Raw genomic sequence first — 20,857 nt, 5'->3', positions numbered from 1 at the left:
GCCAGCGTCGGCCCCGCTGAACGCACGAAGGGCCGGGATGCATCATCCCGGCCCTCCGCTCACTGCCCAGCCGACCCGCCGCGCTCAGTCCTCGATGAGGTACACCGGCAGCGAGGAGTTCGGGCCCGGGAACTGGTGGGCGACCACGTCGATGACGGGCGAGTTGTCCGGCGAGAAGTACTCGCGACCGTCGCGAGCGCTGGCGTACATCTCCACCACGTAACGGCCGGGCCGCAGGAACTGGTACACCACCACCGAGCTTTCATTCGGGCCATCGACGCAGTCGTGCCAGTCACCGACGTCGCCGTACACCAGTTCGCCGGTGTGGATGTCGCGGAAGTTGATGCCCACGCGCTGCAGGCCGGCCTCGTAGCAGGTCTGGCGGTGCCCGTAACGCGAGCGCAGCTCCCACCGGACAGAGGCCCCGCCAATGGCCCACATCGACCCGGTGTGGGAGGTCGGCTGCCCCAACTGGGTGAGGATGTCGCCCCCGAAGTAGAACCAGGGCAGGCCATTCCTATCGACGGCGACGAGCTCCAACCCGTGGTAGCCCGGGTCCAGGTACGGCGTGCGGATCTGGTTGGCGGCGTGCCCTTCCCAGCACTCGAAGCGCGCCCAGTCACCGCCATCCACGCTCGCCTCGACGTGGGTGATCCCCGCCTGGTTGCAGTTGGGGCTGGGGCTGTAGCTGTTCGGCGGGAAGAGCCAGCTCAGGTAGGCGAAGGACGGCGGAGCGCCCGTCGGGGTCAGGTCCACGTTCACCGTCACGTTGCCGTCCACGGTGAAGGTTCCATGGGTCTCGTACAGCAACTCATTGCCGTAGCCGACGCCTTCCAGGCGGAACGAGTAGGTCCCCGGCGCGAATCGGTGGAGGACGATGCCGTCGAAGCCGTTCGCCTGGCAGTTGTAGCGGCCGTCGTTGGCCAGCACCTCGCCGGGGATGATGACGTTGACGCCATGGACCGCGCGGACATCGTCGCAGCGCTGGCCACCGAAGCTCCAGCGGAAGGTCACATCCCCCTCGTAGCGAGGCACATCGCAGCACGGCTCTTCATGGACGACACAGCCAGGGAGGATCGCAAACAAGCAGAGGAATGCGACCAGCAACCGGGAGTTCATGGGGCACCTGTCGGTGGGGCAGTGAGGTGTTCGGCCCGCTTCTGCTCCATCCGACGGGCGGCGGCGGGAATTATTCACCGCCATCGGCAATCCCGCTCAAGCAACCAACCGTTTCCCCATTGTTTGACCCTGTCTTATCGGAGTGTTACGCGCTGCTCCCCATGACGCCCCACCTGCCCCTGGCGCTTGGCGCCATGAACTACGTGGAGATCATCCGCGACGCCTCCCTCATCGAGCTGGCAGTCCTGCTGCTCCTGATGGGCGTATCCGTGGCCTCCTGGGCCCTCATCGCCATGAAGGCGTCCCAGCTCGCCAAGGCTCGCGCACAGTCTCTCACCTTCCTCGACACCTTCTGGAAGGCCTCGCGCCTGGAGGCCATCTACCAGACGGCTCAGAAGCTCGACGGCTCGCCGCTGTCGAAGGTCTTCTGCGCCGGCTATGAAGAGCTGACCAAGCTGGCGCAAGCCAAGGAGGGCGGCACCGAAGGCGCGCTGGCCGAGCGGCTGGGCGGCATCGAGAACGTGGAGCGCGCGCTCCACCGAGCCTCCACGGCGCAAATCACCGAGCTGGAGAACCGGGTGTCCTTCCTGGGCACCGTGGGCGCCGCGTCGCCCTTCGTGGGCCTGTTCGGCACCGTCATCGGCATCCTGAGCGCGTTCAACCAGATTGCCGAGCAGGGCAACGCGACGCTGGCCACGGTGGCCGCGCCGGTGGGCAACGCGCTCTTCGCCACCGCCGCGGGCCTGTTCGCGGCGATTCCGGCGGTGGTCGCCTACAACTCGTTCGTCAGCCGCATCAAGGTGTTCGACACGGAGATGTCGAACTTCTCCGCGGACTTCCTCAACATCATCAAGCGTCACTTCTTCCGGTAGCCGGGGGCCACCATGGGAATGGGCGGAGGCAACCGCGGCGGTGGCCGCACCACCATGAGCGAAATCAACGTCACGCCCATGGTGGACGTGATGTTGGTGCTGCTCATCATCTTCATGGTGACAGCGCCCCTCATCCAGCAGGGCGTGAAGGTGAACCTGCCGGAGACCAAGGCCGCGCCGGTGGAGGCCACGGAGAAGAAGCTGGTCCTCTCCATCGACGCGGGGCGCAAGGTCTACATCGGTGACGCGGAAGTGGCGCTGGAGGAGCTGGAGCAGAAGCTCGCCGCCAACGCCAAGGCGCAGGCCGACAAGGAAGTCTATCTCCACGCGGACCGGGACGTGCCTTACGGTGTGGTGGTGGAGGTCATGGCCGCGGCCCAGCGCGCGGGCATTGGCAACGTGGGCATGATCACGGACCCGTCGACCGCGGGTCGGACGTCCAACACTGGCAAAGGCAAGTCGAAGGAAGCGAAGCGCTAGCCCATGACGCCCTCCGCGGTAAGCCACAGCCTGCTCGTCACGCGCTCCACGCGGCTGTCGCGCTTCGTGGTGGTGTCCGTCGTGGGGCACATCCTGGTGCTGGTGGCGGCGATTGCGTACGCGCGCTTCTCCGCCACGCCCAAGGTGGACCTGGACACCAAGCCCATTCGCGCCACGCTGGTGCGCCTGGGCAAGCCGCGCGACTCCAAGCTGCTGCCACGCAAGGAGCAGTTGCCCCCGCCGCCCAAGAAGGTGGACGCGCCCAAGCCCGCTCCGGAGGCCCCGCCCCCGGAGCCCTCGCCCGCCAAGGTGGCGGTACCCATCCCGGGTGTGAAGCCGGAGCCCTCCACGTCCAAGCCCACGCCGCAGAAGGGCGAGACGACGGGCGAGGACCGGCGCAAGCGACTCTTCGGTGCCTTCGACAAGACGGCCAAGGCGGCCGAGCCCGAAGAGGCGGAGGGCGCCGAGGACGGCGACCCGGACGGCGACTCGGCCACCGCGGAAGGCGAGCGCTACTTCGGCCTGCTCCAATCGCAGGTCCGCCGCCACTACAGCGTGGCGGACACCATCCCCGAATCCGAGCGGCTGCACCTCAAGGCCATGGTGGCGGTGCGCCTGGGCCGCACGGGTGAAGTGCTGGACGTGAATCTCACCAAGGCCAGTGGGAACGACCTCTTCGACTCGGCCGTCGTCACGGCCGTGCGCAAGGCCGCGCCCTTTTCTCCTCCACCGGACCATCTCCGGGACGCCCTGCAGAAGAGCGGCGTCAACCTGGTGTTCAACGCCCTATGAAAGCCCTGCTCCTCTCCCTGCTGCTCCTCCCCGTCGTCGCGCTCGCGCAGGCGCCCACCATCGAAATCTCCGGCGCCAACTTCCGCCCGCTGCCCGTAGCGGTGCCCGCGCCCCTGACGCAGAACGATGGCGCGAAGGCGTTGGTTGCGCCCTTCGACTCGGCCTTCAGCTTCGACCTGACCGCCTCCGGCATCCTCCAGGTGCTGGACCGCAAGGGCTTCACGGCGGACGCGAAGGAAGGCATGGCCGCGGCCAGCATCAACTTCAGCCGCTGGGCGGACGTGGGCGCCGAAGCGCTCGTGAAGGTGTCACTGGCGCAGGACGGCGGCGTGCTGCGCGGGGAGCTGCGCCTGTTCAACGTGGGCACCGGCCGCGAGGACCTGAAGGTGTCCAAGGACGCGCCCGCCGACAACGCCTCGCTGCTGGCGCACCGCCTGGCGGACGCGCTCTACCGGCACTTCACCCGTGAGCCCAGCCCCTTCCTGTCCCGCATCACCTACGTGCGCAAGGTGGGCACCAACCGCGACGTGTACGTGGCGGACTGGGACGGCGGCAACGCCCGGGCGCTCACCAAGGGCGGCATCAACATCCTGCCCGCGCTGAGCCAGGATGGCTCGCAGGTCGCCTTCACCACGTACCGCAAGAATCGCCCGGACATCTACGTGCAGTCCCCCGGCGGTGAGGCGAAGGCCGTCATCTCCGGTGGGCAGATGGCCACCGGCGCGGCCTTCTCTCCGGACGGCAAGCGCATCGCGTACTCGCTGGCGGAGGGCGAGAGCGCCCAGGTGTACGTGGCCAACGCGGACGGCAGCGGCGCGCGCGCGCTCACCGACACGCCCTACGGCCTCAACACCAGCCCCACCTGGTCGCCGGACGGCAAGCGCATCGCCTTCGTGTCCAACCGGGGCGGCAGCCCGCAGGTCTACATCATGAACGCGGATGGCACGGGCGTGCGCCGGCTCACCTTCCAGGGCAACTACAACCAGACGCCGGACTGGTCGCCGCGCGGAGACCTCATCGTCTTCACCGCTCGCGACGAGCGCAACGCCTTCGACCTCTTCACCGTCAACGTGGAGACGGGCAAGGTGACGCGCCTCACGCAGGACCAGGGCAGCAACGAGGAGCCCGCCTTCTCGCCCAACGGGCGGCTCATCGTCTTCACGTCCACGCGCAACGGCGGCTCGCAGCTCTACGTCATGACGGCGGACGGCAACAACCAGCTCCCGCTGCGCGCTGAGAAGGGCACCTACCAGACGCCGGACTGGTCGCCGCTGCCACAGGCGCAGTAGCCACTGGGACAGGTGGGGCCTGCGCGCCCCACCTGTGGCCCTATCGACAGCAGGGGTGGCCTCGACGAAGAGGGAGCAAGCCGGTGTAGCGTTCCGCGCCCTTCCCTTTCTCGTGAGGCACATGTCGATGAAATCCTGCTGCGCTGTCCTCGTTGCCGCTCTCTTCCTAGGCGCATGCGTCGCGACGAAGCCCTCCGTGACGTACTCGTCCTTTGGCGAGGCACGGCTCGCCGAGGATGCGGCGGTGGTCCAGCGCTATGAGGCGAACTATGAGCGGCGCCATCCCAGCTCCACGTCGATGACGGGAAACCAGTTCCAGATTCCCGTGGAATCAGGCTCGAGCGACGTGAAGGTGCTCGTCGATACCTTCCCTGAAGGCGTTGAGCTCGTGAACGGGAGCATTCGCACGGCCGATGGCGCCCCGCACGAGATTCTCGGGAAGCTCTCACTTCGAGCGTCGTCACACGGCACCCTGCCGAGAGAGAAACTCCTCGAGGAGGCGAAGCAACTGGCCCGTGCGGCCGGCGGCAACGTCGTCATCATGTCCTTCGTCGGCGGAGACCAGGCGGAAGCGAACGGTGTCGTCGGGTACGTCCTCGAGTCCGACCTGGAGCACTACAACCCCAAGAAGTCCCAATCGGGAAAGCTCTCCATCGAGATTTGAGCGCCTCCGCGCTCGAGCGCGGCGCATGCCCCCCTGTGCACGTGCCGCGCGTTGACAGGCGCAACCAGCTCAGGTCGAGTCCTCCCGCATGAGCGCGCCCTTCCGCAGCCACTGGAGCCTGGACCCCGAAGTCGTCTTCCTCAACCACGGCTCGTTCGGCGCCTGCCCGACAGCCGTCCTCCAGCGACAGTCCGAGCTGCGCGCGCGACTGGAAGCCGAGCCAGTGCGCTTCCTCCATCGCGAAATCGAGCCGCTGCTGGATGACGCCCGCGCCGCGCTCGCCACCTTCCTCGACGCGGACGCGGACGACCTGGGCTTCGTCCCCAACGCGACGGCGGGGGTGAGTACGGTGCTGCGCTCGCTGCGCTTCGCCCCTGGCGACGAGCTGCTCACCACCGACCACGAGTACAACGCCAGCCGCAACGCGCTGGACTTCGTGGCGTCGCAGTGGGGCGCCAAGGTGGTGGTGGCGAAGCTGCCCTGGCCGGTGCCGTCCGCGCAGTCGGTGGTGGACGCCGTGCTGCCCCACGTCACCCCGCGCACGCGCCTGTTCCTGGTGGACCACGTGTCCAGCCAGACAGCCCTCGTGATGCCGCTGGAGCAACTCGTCGCTGCCATGCGCGAGCGTGGCGTGGAGACGCTGGTGGATGGCGCGCACGGGCCGGGCATGCTGCCGCTGTCGCTGCGCACGCTGGGCGCCGGCTACTACACGGGCAACTGCCACAAGTGGCTGTGCGCCCCCAAGGGCGCCGCGTTCCTCCACGTCCGGCGCGACCTCCAGCCCGCCATCAAGCCCCTGTCCGTGAGCCACGGGCACAACTCCCGGCGGACGGACCGTTCCCGCTTCCGATTGGACTTCGACTGGACGGGGACGCACGACCCTTCGGCCGTGCTCTGCGTGCCCGAGGTGATTCGCTTCATGGGCGGGCTGCTTCCCGGCGGCTGGCCGGAGGTCATGGCCTCGAACCGGGCCAAGGTGCTGGCGGCGCAGAACCTGCTGTGCGCGCGGCTGGGCACCCAGCCCACCTGCCCCGAGGACATGGTCGGCAGCATGGCCACGGTGACACTGCCGGACGGCTTCCCCGAAGTCCCCCAGCCCCCGCTCTACGTGGACCCGCTCCACCTGCGCCTGTTCGACGAATACCGCATCGAGGCGCAAATCACCCCCTGGCCCCGTCCGCCGCGCCGGCATGTGCGTCTCTCCGCCCAGCTCTACAACACCCCCGCCGACTACCAGGCCCTGGGTGATGCTTTGGAAGCGCTGCTGCGTTGAGTAGGCTGCCGCGCATGTCGCGTTTCGCCACCATCGATGTTGGCAGCAACTCCGTCCTCCTGCTCGTCGCGGAGCGCACCCCGGAGGGCCGTTTCGAGGCCGTGCGGGAGCGCGCGGAAATCACCCGCCTGGGCAGGGGCGTGGATGCGACGCGCAAGCTCTCCGCTGAAGGCATGGAGGCGACGCTCCAGGTGCTGGAGTCCTTCGCTCGCGAGGCGCGCGAGCTGGGCGCGGAAGGCATCGCCGTGTCCGCCACCAGCGCCGCGCGTGACGCGGAGAACGGCGCGGAGTTCCTCGCCGCCGCGAAGGCGCGCGCGAACGTGACCGTGGAAATCATCTCCGGCGCCATGGAGGCGGAGCTGTCCTTCGCCGCGGTGCACTCGGACTTCGCGTCGGACGCGGCGGGCCCCCTGCTGGTGCTCGACATTGGCGGTGGCTCCACGGAGTTCATCTACGGCAACCGTGGCGGCCACGTGGACTTCCGCCACAGCTTCGACGTGGGCGCGGTGCGCATGACGGAGCGCTTCGTCGGCGCTGACCCGATGACGTCCGAGGACCGCGCGCGTGTCGAGGCCCACCTGCGCGACACCTTCCGCGCCCTCCCCGCCCCACCGCCCGGCGCGGCCCTGGTGGGCGTCGCCGGCACGGTGACGACGCTGTACGCCGTGCAGCACGCCATCCACCCATACGTCGCGGAGCAGGTCCACGGCGGCACGCTGTCCGTGGGCCAGCTGTCCGCCCTGGCGGACCGGCTGTGCGCCATGCCGCTGGAAGCGCGGCGCGCCCTGCCCGGCATGCAGCCCAAGCGCGCGGACGTCATCCCCGCGGGCGCCCTCATCTTGCTGGAGTCGGTGAAGGCGCTGGGACTGGATGCCTGCCGCGTCAGTGACAGGGGCCTGCGCTGGGGCCTGCTCGCGCACCGCTTTGGAGCCGGAGCCACCTCTTCATGAACGCCCAACCCGCGGCCTCACCGGCCGCGTCCGCCGTGCCCGCCAGCAACGCGGGTTATGCGCTGCTCATCCTCACCCTCATCAACCTGGTCAACTACCTCGACCGCTACATCGTCGCGGTGGCGCTGCCAGACATCCAGAAGGAATTCGGCATCAACGACACGCAGTCCGGCCTGCTGGGCACCATGTTCATCGTGGTGTTCATGCTGGCCTCGCCGCTGGGCGGGTTCCTCGGGGACCGCTACCCACGGCGGCTGCTGGTGGTGGGCGGCGTGGTTCTCTGGAGCCTGGCCACCGGGGCCAGCGGGCTGGCCACCTCGTTCGGCGCGTTGCTCCTGGCCCGCGCGGTGATTGGCATCGGTGAGGCCGGCTACGGCGCCGTGGCGCCCAGCATCATCTCCGACTTGTATCCGCGCACGCAGCGCACGCGGATGCTGGCGTTCTTCTACATCGCCATCCCCGTGGGCGCCGCGGCGGGCTACGGCCTGGGCGGGTGGCTGACGCAGGCCTACTCGTGGCACGTCGCCTTCTTCGCCGGGGGCGTGCCCGGGCTGATTCTGGGCGCCATGGCCTTCTTCATGCCGGAGCCCCAGCGCGGCGCCATGGACGGGCCAGACGCGCAGGCGAAGCTGCCCTTCATGGTGGGCCTGAAGGGACTGGCGCGGAACGCGGCCTTCTGGGCGGTGACGGCCGGGTACACGCTGATGACGTTCTCCATTGGCGGCCTGGGCTTCTGGATGCCCACGTACCTGGTGCGCGAGCGCGGCCTGGCGCAGGACAGCTCGGGCTTCATCTTCGGCGCGATTACGGCGGTGGCCGGCCTGCTGGGGACGGTGGCGGGCGGCTGGCTTGGCGACAAGCTGGACCGCAAGCGCGAGGGCGGCGGACTGTGGATGTCCGGCATCGGCCTGATGCTGGCGGCCCCGTGCATGTACCTGGCGGTGAGCCTGAAGGCCGTGGGCCCCACCTTCGCGGCAATCGCCCTGGCGCAGTTCCTCATCTTCCTCAACAGCGGCCCCATCAACGCGGCCATCGTCAACTGCGTGCCGCCCGCGTTCCGCGCCTTCGCCATGGGACTGAATGTGCTGTGCATCCACCTGCTGGGTGACGCGATTTCGCCCACGCTCATCGGCACCATCGCGGACGCATCCAGCCTGCACACCGCCATCGCGGTGAATGCCCTGCCCGTGCTCCTCGGCGGCTTCGCGCTGCTGCTGGGCGCCCGGCTGTTCCGTGAAGCAGTGCCCCTCGCGCGTCAGGGCTGAGCGGCGGCATCCAGCCTTGGCCGGTACTCGTCGGCCAGGCGCTCCATCTCCAAGGCCAGCCGCTCGCCATCCGCGAGCAGCAGGCCCTTGAGGCGCGCGCGGTTGCCCAGCGTGAAGAACACGCGGATGTCGCGCTGGAGCGACTCCCAGCGCTCGGCGAAGTAGAGGGTGAACAGCGCCAGCGGTGGCACGGCGAGGAAGACGGCCACGGCCAGGAGCGCGCGTCCCCACACCGCCGCGGCGGCTGTCAGCACGCCCCACCACACCAGCGCCACCACGAAGGCGGTGAGGAACTTCACCGTGGCCTGCACGTCCAGCTCGGCGTTTCGGCTGGCGAGCCGAGGCAACTGGTAGGGCAGCCAGAACAGGCCCAGCCCCAGGGCGAACAGCGGCAGGCCCAGCACCAGCGCCAGCACGTTCTTCACCACGAAGGGCACCACGTTCCCCGGCCGGTACACGAGCACCAGGTCCTCCAGCCCCGTCGCCTGCACCAGCGCCATGCGGTGCCGGAAGCCGGCGAGCTGCGCGCGCAGGGACTCGAAGCGCTCCGGCTCCTGGGCGCGGAACATCTGGACGCCGCGTGCCCACAGTCGCAGGCGCTCCGCGTCGAGCGCCCCACCCTGCTTGAAGGCGAAGAGCTGCTCGGCCAGCTGCGCCAGCGGGAGGTCCGCCCACTGCTCCAGGTTGAGCGTCACCGCGCGCAGCCCGCTAGCGATGCGCTCGGTGAGGGCGCGGACGGCATCGGGCTCCGCCGCGGCGTCCGCGGGCAGGAAGGCCTGCACGTCGATGGCGGGCCCCACGTCGATGAGCACCTCGCTGCGGAACACGTGCTTCTCCGCGTAGGTGAGTCCCACGGGGACGATGCGCACCGGAGCCCCGGCCTTCGCCGCGCTCACGGCGATGCGCGCCGCGCCCGTCTTCAGCTCGGCGAGCCCAGGCTCGGAGTGGCTCTTGCCCTCGGGGAAGATGGTGATGGCGCGCCCCTGCACCAGCGCGCCCTTCGCGGCCTCCAGCGTGCCCTCGTTGCCGCCCATCTTCGCCGGGTCATCCTGCTTCCGGTACACCGGCAGCGCGTCCAGCCCCTTCAACAGCCAGCCGATGACGGGCATCCGGAACAGCGGCGCCTTCGCCAGGAAGGTCACCTTGCGCCGCGTGAGGATGAACACCAGCGCCGGGTCGATGAGGCCGTTGGGGTGGTTGCCCACGAAGAGCACCGGGCCGTCCGGCTCCAGCGCCGGGGCATTCACCTTCACCCGGTAGAAGAGTCGGAGACACAGCGCCACCACCGCACGCACGCACGCGTAGAACACGGAGGAGACTGTACTCCACGTCTCAGGGATACCGGTCCACCACCTGGATGACGCCGGTGTTGTCCTGCACCACGGAGAAGCCCTTCATCGGGCTCGGGTAGGCAATCAGGCCCTCGCCGTCCTTGTCCCAGCGCGAGTCCAGGAGGATGCCGCAAAAGGGCACCGACATCGCCCCGGACTCCGGCAGGAAGATGCGGTCATACCGGCCGAAGACGCGGTGCTTCGTCACGTACAGGCGGCCGCCAATGCGCGCGCCGGGAAGCTGCTGCTCTCCCTGCTCGCGTGGCAGCGCAATCACGAAGCTGTAGTTGTAGCGCGCAGGGCCCGGGTGGTCCTGGATGGCATCCACGATGACGGGGACCTTGTCCCCAGGCTTCAGGCCCAGGCGCTCCATCTGCAGCAAGGCGCCCCGGGGGCACGTTCCCTCCGGAGGCATCCACTTGGGCCGCGCCGGCCCCTGCGAGGACGCGGAGGGGGTCCGGCAGCCCGCCGCCACCAGGAGCCCCAGGCCCACCAACGTCCACCGCGGCCAGCGCATGCGCACCATCGCCTCCCTCAGAACGTCCCGATGCTGAAGTGGAACTGCGTGGTGGCCTCGTTCACGGACTCGTCCGGGTCCAGGTTGAAGCCCACGTCGAAGGCCAGCGGCCCCACGGGCGTCACGTAGCGCAGGCCCGCGCCCGCCGTGTAGCGCAGCCGGCCCGGGTCGAACTGCGTCCGGTCCAGCCACAGGTTGCCCGCCTCGAAGAAGAGCCCCAGGTCCACGGAGGACAGGGCCGGCAGGCGCAGCTCCGCCTTGCCCAGGGTGAAGAGCTCGCCACCCTGGCTCGCGGGGACCTGCCCGGCGAGCACGGCCTTCAGCTCAGCGGAGCACCCCGACGGCGAAATCAGCGCACGGCAGTCACGCAGCCGCTGCTGCAACGCGCCGCGGACGTCCTCCGGCAGCACGCCGTCCTCACGGAAGCCGCGCAGGCTGGACGAGCCGCCCAGGTAGAACAGCTTCGAGCCAATGGCCTGCGCCTGCTCCTCCAACGGGATGATGGTGCCCGCGCGCGCGGACAGCGCCACACTCGCCCGCCGTCCCAGCGGGATGTAGCCACTGAGGCTGCCCGACAGCTTCACGCCGTCGATGGGGTACGCATCCACGCGGTTGCCCGCCACGTCCGTGGGGCGCACGCTCAACCCGCGGGTGAACTCCGCGCTGGAGACGAACACCACGCCCCGGCGCGGGTTGGCCGGGTCATCCCGGAAGTCGAGCGTGACAGAGGGGCGCAACGAATGCAGCGCGAAGTCGCCGAACGGGTAGCGCAGCCGCTCCCGGTCGGCGCGGTTGAGCAGCTCCAGCACGCCCGCGCGCGAGCGCAGCCGGTTGTTCTCCACTTCGTAGGACAGCGACAGGTTGAGCCACGTCGCCGCGGCCCAGTCCATGGCCGCCGCCGCCGCGAACCGCGAGGACACGTAGGAAGGCCGGTGGATGCGCTCGCCAATGAGGTCCAGGCGGGCGCCCACCTGCAGCGGCAGCAGGAAGAACAGCCGCGGCTGCGCCAGCGCGAGGTTGCCCCGGCCTCCCAGGCCATTGAGCCCCTGGAGCTCCACGTCACAGCCCGGAGCGGGACCGCCACCGGGCACCGTCTGCTGGCAGGCGATGCGCCGGTCCCGAGACAGCGCCTCCGCGCTCCAGCCCGCGTAGTTGATCTTCCCGCGCGCCAGCAGGCTGAGCCCCAGTCCGTCCAGGTTGCGGTAGGCCGTGTCGAGCGTGATGCGGGGACCGTCCACCAGGAAGTAGCCGCCGGACACCTGGCCATCCAACCGGGGCCGCTCCTGGACCGTCACCAGCACGTCCTTGGTGTCCTCGCGCCGGGTGGGGTCCGCCAGCGCGATGTCCACCTGACGGAACACGCCCAGGCGCGCCAGGCGGCGCTGGCCCTCCGTCAGCTCATCCAGCGCGATGGGCTTGCCCTCCTCCACCGCGAGGTTGGCCAGCACCAGGTCCGGGTCCGTGCGCGTCAGGCCCTGCACCAGAATCTTCCCGACCTTCACCTGCGGGCCCGCGTCCGCGCGGAAGATGACGGTCGCCTGCGTCCCGTCCTCGCCCACGCCCGTCTCCGTGGTGACGCGCGCGAAGAGGTAGCCCTGCCGCCCCAGCTCCTGCTCCAGCGCCTGACGCGAGGACTCCACCGTGTCGAAACTCAGCGGCGCGCCCTCGCGCATGCGCCGGCCCATGACCCAGGCCGTCAGGCCCGGTGGCACGCCCTCGAAGTCCACCTTCACCAGGCGCGCCTGAGGCCCCTCCTCCACGTCGAAGTCCGCGACCGCCGTGCGCCCCACGACATCCACCGTCAGGCCCCGGAACGCCACCACCGCGGAGAGGAAGCCCTGCTCGCGGTAGGCCTCGTTCATGGCCTCCACGGCCTCCAGCCACGCGTCCTCCACGTACACGGTGGACGCTGGCGGCGGCGGCGCGACGCCCGGGAGGTCCAGGCCGTGACGTCCCTCAGTGTTCAGCGGGTCGTCGAGCATCCGCAGGTCCAGCTCCGGCCGTGTCATGCCCGCCAGCACCTGCTCCGCGAGCAGCGCGCGCAGCGTCTCCACCGGCAGCCCGCGGTTGCCGTGGAAGCGCACGTCGGCCACGCGCAGCGGGTGCCCCTCCTCCACGTCGAACACCAGCGCCGCCACCTCGCCATCCGGACGCAGCACCTCGCGCGGCCGCACGCGCACGTCGTGGAAGCCGCGGTAGCGGTAGAAGACCTCCATGCGTCGCGCGAGCCGGCCAGCGACGACCTCGTCCATGGGCTCCGAGACGTCGTGCGCCAGCACGCGCTCCAGCACGCCGTGCGGGAAGTGGCGGTTGCCGTGGAAGCGCACCACGTAGCGAGGCCCCGCCATCAGGGGCACCGCCACCGACGCGAAGCTGCCCTCCACCAGCACCGCCGGCGCTCCCACCTGCGCGCGCCAGTAGCCCTCGCCGCGCAGCAAGGTGCGCAGCTCCTCCAGCGAGCTGGACAGGCGCGCCCGGTCGAACACCTGCCCCGGATGCAGCGCCAGCACCTCCAGCAACCGGGACAGCGGCAGGCCAGGGCTGCCGGAGAAGGTCACCTGCCGCACCCGCGTGGGCAGGCCTTCGTCCACGGTGAGCACCACCGCGATGCCATCCGTCACCGGCTCCTGCGTCACGGAGACTCTCGTCGAGTCGTACCCCTTGCGCTGATACGCCTGGAGCACGGACGACACCGCGCCCTGCAGCTCCTCGGCGTCCAGCGGCCCGCCCTCCAGCAAGCTGCTGGCCTCCAGCAGCTCTCCATCCGACAGCACGGAGTTGCCTTCGAAGCGCAGCCGCGCCAGCCGCGACACGGGCGTGAGCTGGAACATCAGCCGCACCCCGCCTCGCACCGGCTCCGTGCGCGCCACCACGTCCGTGAAGCGGCCCGTGGCCCACAGCCGCTCCACCGAGCGCCGCACCGCGCCCGGCGTCAGCGTCTGCCCCTTGCGCACCGCCACCAGGTCGCTCAGGCCCTGCGCGTCCGCGCCTCCGGACAGGTGCAGCTCCACGGCGATGACCTCGGCGCCGAAGCCACCGCTGTCGTCCGCCTGCGCGCGCGCCGCGCCCGGCACGAGGACGCAGAGCACCAGCGCCAGCACCGCGAGGGCCCGGACTACTCGACCTCCCAGCTCAGCTTCAGCTCGAGCCCGAGGTTTCCAAACGAGGCTTCGTTGTTCTCGTTGTCCCACTGGGCCTGTGCGGAGAGTCGGTCATCGAAACGGTACTCGGCCCGCGCCCGCGTGCCGCGCCCGCTCACGGGTTGCGTCATACCGATTTTAAGCTGCTCGCTCAGGAACTTCGACTCCAGTTGCGCGGTGGGCTCCGCTTGCCGGGTGGCGTCGTTGTAGGTGGTCGAAATCTGCAGGGACAAATCCCTCAACACCGGATTGCTGGGCAGGAAGCGCTGGAGCTGCCGGTCCAGGCCCGACACGTTGAAGAGGGCCTCGGCCGCCAGGCCGGCGCTCGCCGAGGCCGCGGTATCCTGGTCTGACGAGGTGAAACCCAGAGTGAGGAGCGAGACGATGTCGCCCTCCACCAGCGCCGGCTCCGAGGAGAGGAGAATCTGCGGGTCCGACGGCTTGCCGAAGGCGTGCAGCTTCACCACGTACTCGCGCACCTGCGTCTGGGCCTGGACCTCGAAGACAGGGTCGATTTGCGTGGGGTCCTGGAACTCGAGCTGCCCCTGGCTGATGGTGAAGGGGTTGTTCCGGAAGAACGCCTGGCTGCCCTCGGCCAGCTCCACCCGGCCCAGCAGCCCCGGCCGCAGGTCCGTCCCCGTCAACCGCACGTCCCCCAGCAGGCGGGCCTTCGCCAGGTTGTTGTCCACGCGGACGTCGCCGAAGTGGACGTTCACATCCCAGATGACCCAGGGCTTCGGAGGCTCACCGGACGACGAGGACGAGCCCGCCGCCAGGTGGGTGGTGCGCTTCTGCATCGTCTTCAGCAACGCATCCACGTCCAGCGCCTTCTGGTAGCGCATCTTCACGATGTCCATGCCACCGGTGACGGTGAAGCCCTTGGGCGGACCAATCACCTGGAGCAGGCCGGAGAAGGTCGCGGGCAGGTCCTCCGTGAGACGGTAGGGCACCTCGTCCAGTTGGATGGTGAGGCCCAGCCGCTGCGGCAGGAAGCGCTCCAGCCGCACGTCGCCGCGCGCGGACACGCGGCCTTCATTGAGCTGGCCCTGCAGGTGCTCCACCAGCACGCGCTGGCCCGTCATCTCCACGCGCCCGGCCATGTTGCGCACCTGGACGGGCCAGTCCCGCAGCGCCAGCCGCATGTCGAACAGCTCCGCGGAGCCCACCACGGAGGGCTTCTCCAGCGTCCCGGAGGCCTCGGCGTCCACGGTGACGCGCCCGGAGGAGCGCTCCACCATGGCGGGCATCAACGACTCCAGCAGGCGCAAATCCAACCCGCCCCGCAGCGTCACGTTCAGGCCGCGCGGGCTCATCCACCCGCCCAGCGACAGGTCCACGTGCTGCCCCGTGAAGCGGAAGAGCTGCACATCCGTCCGCCCGGCCGCGTACGCCAGCACGATGGGGCCCGCGTTCTCCCCGCGCAAATCGTCGCGGGAGAGGACCAGCCGCTCCACGGTGGCGTTCACCTGCGAGCCCGCGGGCTCCAGGAGCAGGCCCTTGGCGCTCACCGTGCCCGACAGGGCCCCGCTGACGCCCGCCCACAGCGGCGCGTCTGGAAGCAGCGGGCGAATCTCCGGCAACGAGAACGAGCCCTGGGCTTCATAGGGCCAGTTCTCCTGCACCTTCATGCGGATGCGACCGGTGGCGTCCCGGAAGGGGTGGCCCCACACCTCGAAGTTCTTCCCCACCATGCGCCCGGTGAGGTCCATGGCACCCAGGTTCCGCTCGGCGAAGGTGACGCGCGGCGCGCGCAGCGTGACGTCCACCACCGGCACGTCGGCGGTGCCCGACACGACGCCGTCCATCACCATGGTGCCCTGGATGCCCATGCGCTCGGCGAGCTCCGGGTCCACCGCCTCGGCCAGCGACAGGCCGTCTCCGCCGAAGCGGTAGTCCAGCCCGCCCTCGAACGTGAAGGTGCCCTCCGCCCAGGTGCGGCCCAGCGGCCCCGTGAGGGTGGTGCGCTCCAGCACCATCGCCTTGCCATCCACGAAGCGCAGCCGCGCCGCGCCGTCGCCCATGCGCCGGCCCAGGTAGGTGGTGTCCTTGACGTCGAACGCCACCAGCCCCTCCAGCTTCTCCACGGGGCTGTCCACCTCCACGCGGCCGGTGGCCGTTCCACCCAGCGTGCCCTGCATCACCGCGAGCGACGGACTCAGGCCCGCCACCACGTCCACCAGGTCCTCGTTGCGCCCCTGCGGGACATTCACTTCCAGGCGCAGGTTGAGCAGCCGCCCGAAGGACACGCCCGCCTTGCCGTAGTACTGCGTGCGCCCCTTCTGGCCGGAGAAGGCGGGGAACGTGAGCAGGCTGTCCTTGTAGGCCAGCTTCCCCTGCATCACCCCCAGCGACAGGTTCCAGAACTCGAAGTCGCGAAAGGACAGCCCCGCATCCACCTTCACGTCCGACGCGGGCCCCGTAATCGCGTAGGTGGCGTGGCCCCGCCCGGCCCAGGGCAGGCCCGCGATGTGGCCAAAGTCCGCCAGGTCCACGTCGCCCTGGCCGTGAATGTCCAGGCCCAGCCCGCCCGCCAGCAGGAGCACGACGTCGCCCGTCACGCGTGAGTGGCCCACCTCCGCGTTGACGTGGCTGAAGGCCACGCGGTCCGCCTGGAGCTTCACCTGCGCCTGCGCGCGGGCCTTGTCGAACTCCAGAATCGTGAGCCCGTCCTTCGGCTGCGTGTCGAACGCATGCGTGGCCAGCACGAACTTCCCGGTCCGCAGGTCCAACGGACCCGACAGGGAGAAGCGCGGCAGCAGGTTGCCGGACAGCCGCGCGTCCAGCGTGGCCGGGAAGTCCACCCAGGAGCCCTTCACCCCCGCCCGGTCCAGGATGCGGCCCAACGACGCGTCCTCCGTCGTCAACGTCACCTCCAACGGGAAGTTCGGCGTGAGCCCCAGCCGCCCCGTCGCGCGCACCTTGCCCGCGCCCACGGGCAGGGTGAGCTCCTCCAGGCGGACGTCTTCACCCGAGTACGACAGGCGCGCGTGAAGGTTCGTCGGGCCGAAGTCTCCGTACCCCAGGCTGTTGCCCGACAGCTCCAGCGACACCGCGGGAGACGCCACCTTCCCCGCGATGGACACACGCGACCAGAGGTGCCCCGTCGCCGGGCTGGGAATCAGCCGCGCCTGGTAGAGCGCGCGCAGCGGGAGGAACACCTGCGCGTCCAGGGCCAGCCGCGGCGCGCACAGCGAATCCACGCGGCCGGACACGGTGGTGGTGATGTCGTCCAGCGACACCTCGGCGCGCTCCAGCTCCAGCAGGGCCTCGTCCGGGTCCAACGCGCCCGCGACCACCAACTGCCCCAGCGCCAGCTCGCGTCCGTCGGGCCCCAGACGCACCCGGCCCCGCCGGGCCTCCACGTCCAGCTCGATGACGCCCCACTGCTCGTCCCAGCGAACGTCCAGTTCGTCCACCTCCACGCGCCGGCCCTCAGGCAGCGCCAGGCGCAGCTCCGCGCCGGAGATGTCGAGCTTCGCCACGCGCAGGTGCTCAAGCGGCTCCAGGAAGCAGAAGTTGGACGTGGGCTCCGACGGCGACGAGGGCTGCGACAAATCCAGCGCCACGCGCGGCCGGGATGCCTTCACCTGGGCCAGCGTCAGCCGCCCCCGAAGCGGCTGGAAGAAGCCGAGCTGCACCTCCGCCCTGTCCACGGCCACCAGCGGCGAGTCCGTGCCGGGGAGGAACAGCGAGAAGCCGTGCACCACCACGCGGGAGCCCAGCGGGTCCAACTCGCAGCGGCCGAGCCCCACGTCCATGCCCAGCACGTCTGGCAGGTGCCGGCGGCCCAGCGTGCACGCCACCTCCCAGGTCTCCGGCATGCGCAACAGGAGCACGCTCCCCGACAAGACGAGGAGCACCAACAGCAGCGCCCTGCGCGCACCGTGGCGGCCCTGAGAGGACAAAGCCGCTACAGCTTACCCAGCCCTTCGAGGTAGCGGTCGATCTCCGCGAGGTCCACCTTGCTGCTCGTCGTCCTGGGGAGCGTCGACGCCGAAGCGCTCGGCCGCTCGGCCGCTTGCCCGGCGGGCGTGTTCACCCCGAGCAGGCCCAGGTTCTTCCCGATGCGATGCACCAGCTCCGCGGACACCGTCTGCTCGCGCGCGAGGAAGGCCTCGAAGAGCGCGTTGTCGCACAGCGTGTTGATGACACGGGGCGAGCCGGACGAGTGCTGGTGTACGGCCAGCAGCGCCTCCGGGCTGAAGGGCATGCGCGGGCAGCCCGCGAGCCGGAGGCGGTGCTTGACGTAGGCCTCGGTCGACTCGGCGGTGAAGGGCTCCAGCCGGTAGCGCATGGCCACGCGCTGCGCGAGCGGCGGGTCCAGCTTCAGGTTCTTTTCGATTTCCGGCAGGCCGAAGAAGACGAAGGAGATGAGCTTGCGCTCCGGCACTTCCAGGTTGAGCAGCCCCCGGAACTCCTCCATCAGCTCGCGCGTCTCCAGCATCTGCGCCTCGTCGATGAGGACGACGGCCTTCTTGCCGGACTCGTAGATTTGGAGCAGCCGCTGGTACAGCTGCGACAGCAGCGCCAGCTTCTCCTGCGCCGGATTCTCCACGCCCAACTGCAGCGCGATGCGGCGCAGCAGCCAGTTGGCGGTGATGCCGGAGTGGATGATGACGAGCAGCGCGGCCTCGTACTCGGACTCCGGAAGCGAGTCGAGCATGCGGCGGGCCAGCGTCGTCTTCCCCGCGCCGATGTCACCGACGAGGATGGACAGGCCCTTCATGTAGCTCACCGCGTGCATCAGCCGGGTGAGCGCCTGCGAGTGCTGCGCCGAGTTGTAATAGAAGCGGCTGACGGGAGCGTTGGAGAAGGGCTCCTGGGTCAGCTCGAAGAAGTCCAGGTACGTAGTCATGGGCTCGCCGGACCTCGCGGGGTGCAACTACAGGTAGCCGACCTTGCGCGCCTTGGACGCGCCAGCCGCTGGTATCGGAGTGGTGGGCGCCGCGGCCCCCGCGGGTGCGGGCGGACTGCTGGTGGCCTGGGCCCCATTGCCAGAAGGCGTCGGAAGCGGATCCTCCACCGGCTCCACGGAAGCCGCAAGCCGGGACACGTGCCCGGCGACATCCCGGTACTTCCCGTCCATCGCGGCCACGCGCTGGTAGTGGAAGAGCGCCTTGCCCGCATCCCCCTGGGCCTCGTAGGCCGCCGCCAGCTCGAAGCCGAGCGCCTTGGCCGCCTCGCCCGTGGCGTGGGGGTTGCCCAGACCCTCGCGGAAGGCCTCCACGGCCGCGGAGGCATCGCCGCGCAGCAGCTGGAGCATGCCCATCATGGTGATGCAGTCCAGCTCGCGCTTGCCGCCCGCGCTGCCCTGGCGGGCCACGTCGAACTCGTGGAGCGCGTCGTCGAGCAGGCCCATTTCCTTGTACGCGATGCCCAGGTCGTAGTGCGTGTCCACGTCCTCGGGCTTCACCACCTTGGCCAGGCTCTTCTTGAACTCGGAGAAGACCTCCTCCACCGAGTACTGGAAGTCCTCTTCCGCCGGCAGCGCCGAGGCCCCGGCGTCATCGCCGAAGTTGTCAATCTCCCCGGCCAGCTCCGCCGCGAGGTCGAACGCGTCGCGCTCGCCCGTGGTCTCCTCGGCGTCCTCGTAGCCGTCCGTGACGGGCTGCACGCTCGGAATCTGCGCCGGCTCCGCGGCCGCATCCTCCTGCTCCGCGCCGCCTCCCGCCTCCGCCGCTTCCAGCCGCTCCATCAGCTCGGCTGCGCGCGCGTGGCCCGGGAAGGCGATCATCACCGTCTCGAGAATCTCGCGCGCCTCTTCCAGCAACCCCTGGTCGAGAAAGAACGACGCCTCGTCGCACTCCTCCGCCGCGGGCTCCTCTTCATCGGCGGCGGCCTCGACTTCCGGCTCGGGCTCGGGTTCCGGCTCGGGCTCGACCGCGGGCTCCTCGTAGGCGATGGGCTCGGACAGCTCGTCCGCGGACAGCTCCGGCGCATCCTCCACGAAGGACTCGTCGTCCACCGCCACGATGGCGTGCGAGGCCGTGGGCTCCTCGAACTCCATCGGGTCGCCCAGCGCGGGGGCCCCGAACGGGTCCTCGTCCAGGTCGGCGGCCGTCAACGGCGCGGCGCCCACGCGCGTGGGCACATTCTCCAAGTCCAGCGGTGGAGGCGCTTCGTCGTCCAGCGTAGGCACGTCCAGCGAGTCCAGCGTGGGAACCTGGAGCGTGTCCGGCGAGGCCTCTTCGAGCAGCGCCTGCGTGGGCGCATGCATCTGCGTGGGCTGCGGCTCGTCGTCCCCGAGCGACAGCGCCTCCATGGACGTGGCAACGCCGTCGTCCACCAGCGACTCGTCGTCGAGCGAGTACGCCGCCGCGGCAGCCAGGTCATCATCGCTGGAGGCGACGAGCGGCTCGTCATCGGTGACGCTGAGGCCCGGCTCGTCGGACAGCACCAACGGGTCGTCGTCCGTCACCAGCGTCTCGTCCACCGACGCCGCCGCCAGGTCCTCCGGATCGGGCGTGCCGTACACCTCGAACTCGCCCGAAGTGATGGCCTCGCCCACCAGCGCCTCTTCGCTGATGACGGCGGAGTCGCTGTCCTCCTCGATGACCTCGTCCGAATCGCTCGAGGGCAGCGTGGTCAGCGCCAGCTCGTCACCCGGCGGGTGCAGGAGCGCGTCTTCCGGCGGCGGCGCGACGAGAATCTCGTCGTCGCTGGAGTCCACCAGGATGGCGTCCTCGCCCACCGACTCCACCACGGACACCGTCGGCGCGGCGACCACGGGCCCCGTCGTGCGCAGCACGGACAGGAACGCGGGCACTTCGGGATGGGCGGGATTCTCCTGGAGGATGGTGGCCAGGTACGGCTGCGCGCGCTGCACGTCGGCCGTGCGCGTACACAGGCGGAGCACGTTCAGCAGCTGCTCCGACGCCTGGGCCATGTTCCCGGACGCGACGTAGATTTGATACGCCTTCTCGTGGGCGTCGAGGTTCTCCGGCTCGACGGAGAAGACCTTGCGCAGGTGCTCCAGCGCTTTGTCGTGGAGCCCGTACTTGACGTAGACGTCCGTCTCCGTGAGCAGCTTGGAGAGCTGCTCGCGCCCCATCCCCGCCGGAGCGGGAGGGGCCACGGGCGCCGGCGCTGCCGCCGCGGGCTGGGGCACGGGGCGGCAGCGCCGGCGCTGTCTCGTATACACATCTCCGAGCCCACGAGACGCTCA

The 20,857-nt window shown here is 70.0% G+C and carries 15 protein-coding genes; 8 read left to right on the top strand and 7 right to left on the bottom strand.

What is annotated here, in order from left to right:
- Positions 1 to 84: 84 nt before the first annotated feature.
- Positions 85 to 1,086, bottom strand: coding sequence for a hypothetical protein (locus FMP39_RS29115; protein WP_228558427.1), 1,002 nt, complete (start codon positions 1,084 to 1,086; stop codon positions 85 to 87).
- A gap of 194 nt (positions 1,087 to 1,280) precedes the next feature.
- On the opposite strand from FMP39_RS29115, the gene FMP39_RS29110 reads away from it, so the two are divergent.
- The 8 genes from FMP39_RS29110 (at position 1,281) to FMP39_RS29075 (ending at position 8,704) form a co-directional block, all read left to right on the top strand.
- Complete coding sequence (locus FMP39_RS29110; RefSeq protein ID WP_011555704.1) at positions 1,281 to 1,991, top strand: MotA/TolQ/ExbB proton channel family protein; 711 nt, start codon at positions 1,281 to 1,283, stop codon at positions 1,989 to 1,991.
- Positions 1,992 to 2,003: 12 nt separating this feature from the next.
- Positions 2,004 to 2,471: a protein TolR gene (gene tolR / locus FMP39_RS29105; RefSeq protein WP_020480666.1), complete on the top strand. Its 468-nt coding sequence runs from the start codon at positions 2,004 to 2,006 to the stop codon at positions 2,469 to 2,471.
- 3 nt (positions 2,472 to 2,474) lie between these two features.
- Positions 2,475 to 3,263 carry an energy transducer TonB gene (locus tag FMP39_RS29100; RefSeq protein ID WP_141593379.1) on the top strand — a complete coding sequence of 263 codons (789 nt, stop codon included), beginning with the start codon at positions 2,475 to 2,477 and terminating at the stop codon, positions 3,261 to 3,263.
- Complete coding sequence (gene tolB / locus FMP39_RS29095) at positions 3,260 to 4,552, top strand: Tol-Pal system beta propeller repeat protein TolB (RefSeq protein WP_141593378.1); 1,293 nt, start codon at positions 3,260 to 3,262, stop codon at positions 4,550 to 4,552. Before FMP39_RS29100 ends, tolB begins: the two co-directional genes overlap by 4 nt.
- A 196-nt stretch (positions 4,553 to 4,748) precedes the next feature.
- Positions 4,749 to 5,216, top strand: a complete 468-nt coding sequence (locus tag FMP39_RS29090; protein WP_228558426.1) for a hypothetical protein — start codon at positions 4,749 to 4,751, stop codon at positions 5,214 to 5,216.
- Positions 5,217 to 5,304: 88 nt separating this feature from the next.
- On the top strand, positions 5,305 to 6,489 hold the full coding sequence (locus tag FMP39_RS29085) for an aminotransferase class V-fold PLP-dependent enzyme (RefSeq protein WP_141593377.1): 1,185 nt from the start codon (positions 5,305 to 5,307) through the stop codon (positions 6,487 to 6,489).
- A 14-nt stretch (positions 6,490 to 6,503) separates the two neighbouring features.
- On the top strand, positions 6,504 to 7,439 hold the full coding sequence (locus tag FMP39_RS29080; protein WP_011555710.1) for a Ppx/GppA phosphatase family protein: 936 nt from the start codon (positions 6,504 to 6,506) through the stop codon (positions 7,437 to 7,439).
- On the top strand, positions 7,436 to 8,704 hold the full coding sequence (locus FMP39_RS29075) for an MFS transporter (RefSeq protein WP_090490317.1): 1,269 nt from the start codon (positions 7,436 to 7,438) through the stop codon (positions 8,702 to 8,704). Before FMP39_RS29080 ends, FMP39_RS29075 begins: the two co-directional genes overlap by 4 nt.
- On the opposite strand, the gene FMP39_RS29070 is transcribed toward FMP39_RS29075, so the two are convergent.
- The 6 genes from FMP39_RS29070 to FMP39_RS29045 are packed head-to-tail and all read right to left on the bottom strand — an operon-like array spanning position 8,695 to position 20,767.
- The gene (locus tag FMP39_RS29070; protein WP_141593376.1) at positions 8,695 to 10,014 is read right to left on the bottom strand and encodes a lysophospholipid acyltransferase family protein; all 1,320 of its coding nucleotides are present in this window, start codon (positions 10,012 to 10,014) and stop codon (positions 8,695 to 8,697) included. The two genes, FMP39_RS29075 and FMP39_RS29070, sit on opposite strands and share 10 nt — an antisense overlap.
- Before the next feature lie 22 nt (positions 10,015 to 10,036).
- Entirely contained in the window at positions 10,037 to 10,552 is a 516-nt protein-coding gene (locus FMP39_RS29065) for a hypothetical protein (protein WP_228558425.1), read from the bottom strand.
- Between the two features lie 17 nt (positions 10,553 to 10,569).
- Complete coding sequence (locus FMP39_RS29060; protein WP_141593374.1) at positions 10,570 to 13,653, bottom strand: POTRA domain-containing protein; 3,084 nt, start codon at positions 13,651 to 13,653, stop codon at positions 10,570 to 10,572.
- A 14-nt stretch (positions 13,654 to 13,667) separates the two neighbouring features.
- Entirely contained in the window at positions 13,668 to 17,597 is a 3,930-nt protein-coding gene (locus FMP39_RS29055) for a translocation/assembly module TamB domain-containing protein (RefSeq protein ID WP_141593373.1), read from the bottom strand.
- Positions 17,598 to 17,602: 5 nt separating this feature from the next.
- Positions 17,603 to 18,547, bottom strand: coding sequence for an ExeA family protein (locus FMP39_RS29050; RefSeq protein WP_011555716.1), 945 nt, complete (start codon positions 18,545 to 18,547; stop codon positions 17,603 to 17,605).
- Positions 18,548 to 18,574: 27 nt separating this feature from the next.
- Positions 18,575 to 20,767 carry a tetratricopeptide repeat protein gene (locus tag FMP39_RS29045; RefSeq protein ID WP_228558424.1) on the bottom strand — a complete coding sequence of 731 codons (2,193 nt, stop codon included), beginning with the start codon at positions 20,765 to 20,767 and terminating at the stop codon, positions 18,575 to 18,577.
- Positions 20,768 to 20,857: the final 90 nt, after the last annotated feature.

Source organism: Myxococcus sp. AB056 (genome assembly GCF_006547365.1).
GTDB lineage: Bacteria > Myxococcota > Myxococcia > Myxococcales > Myxococcaceae > Myxococcus > Myxococcus virescens.
This window is presented reverse-complemented; position numbering and strand designations above follow the sequence as displayed.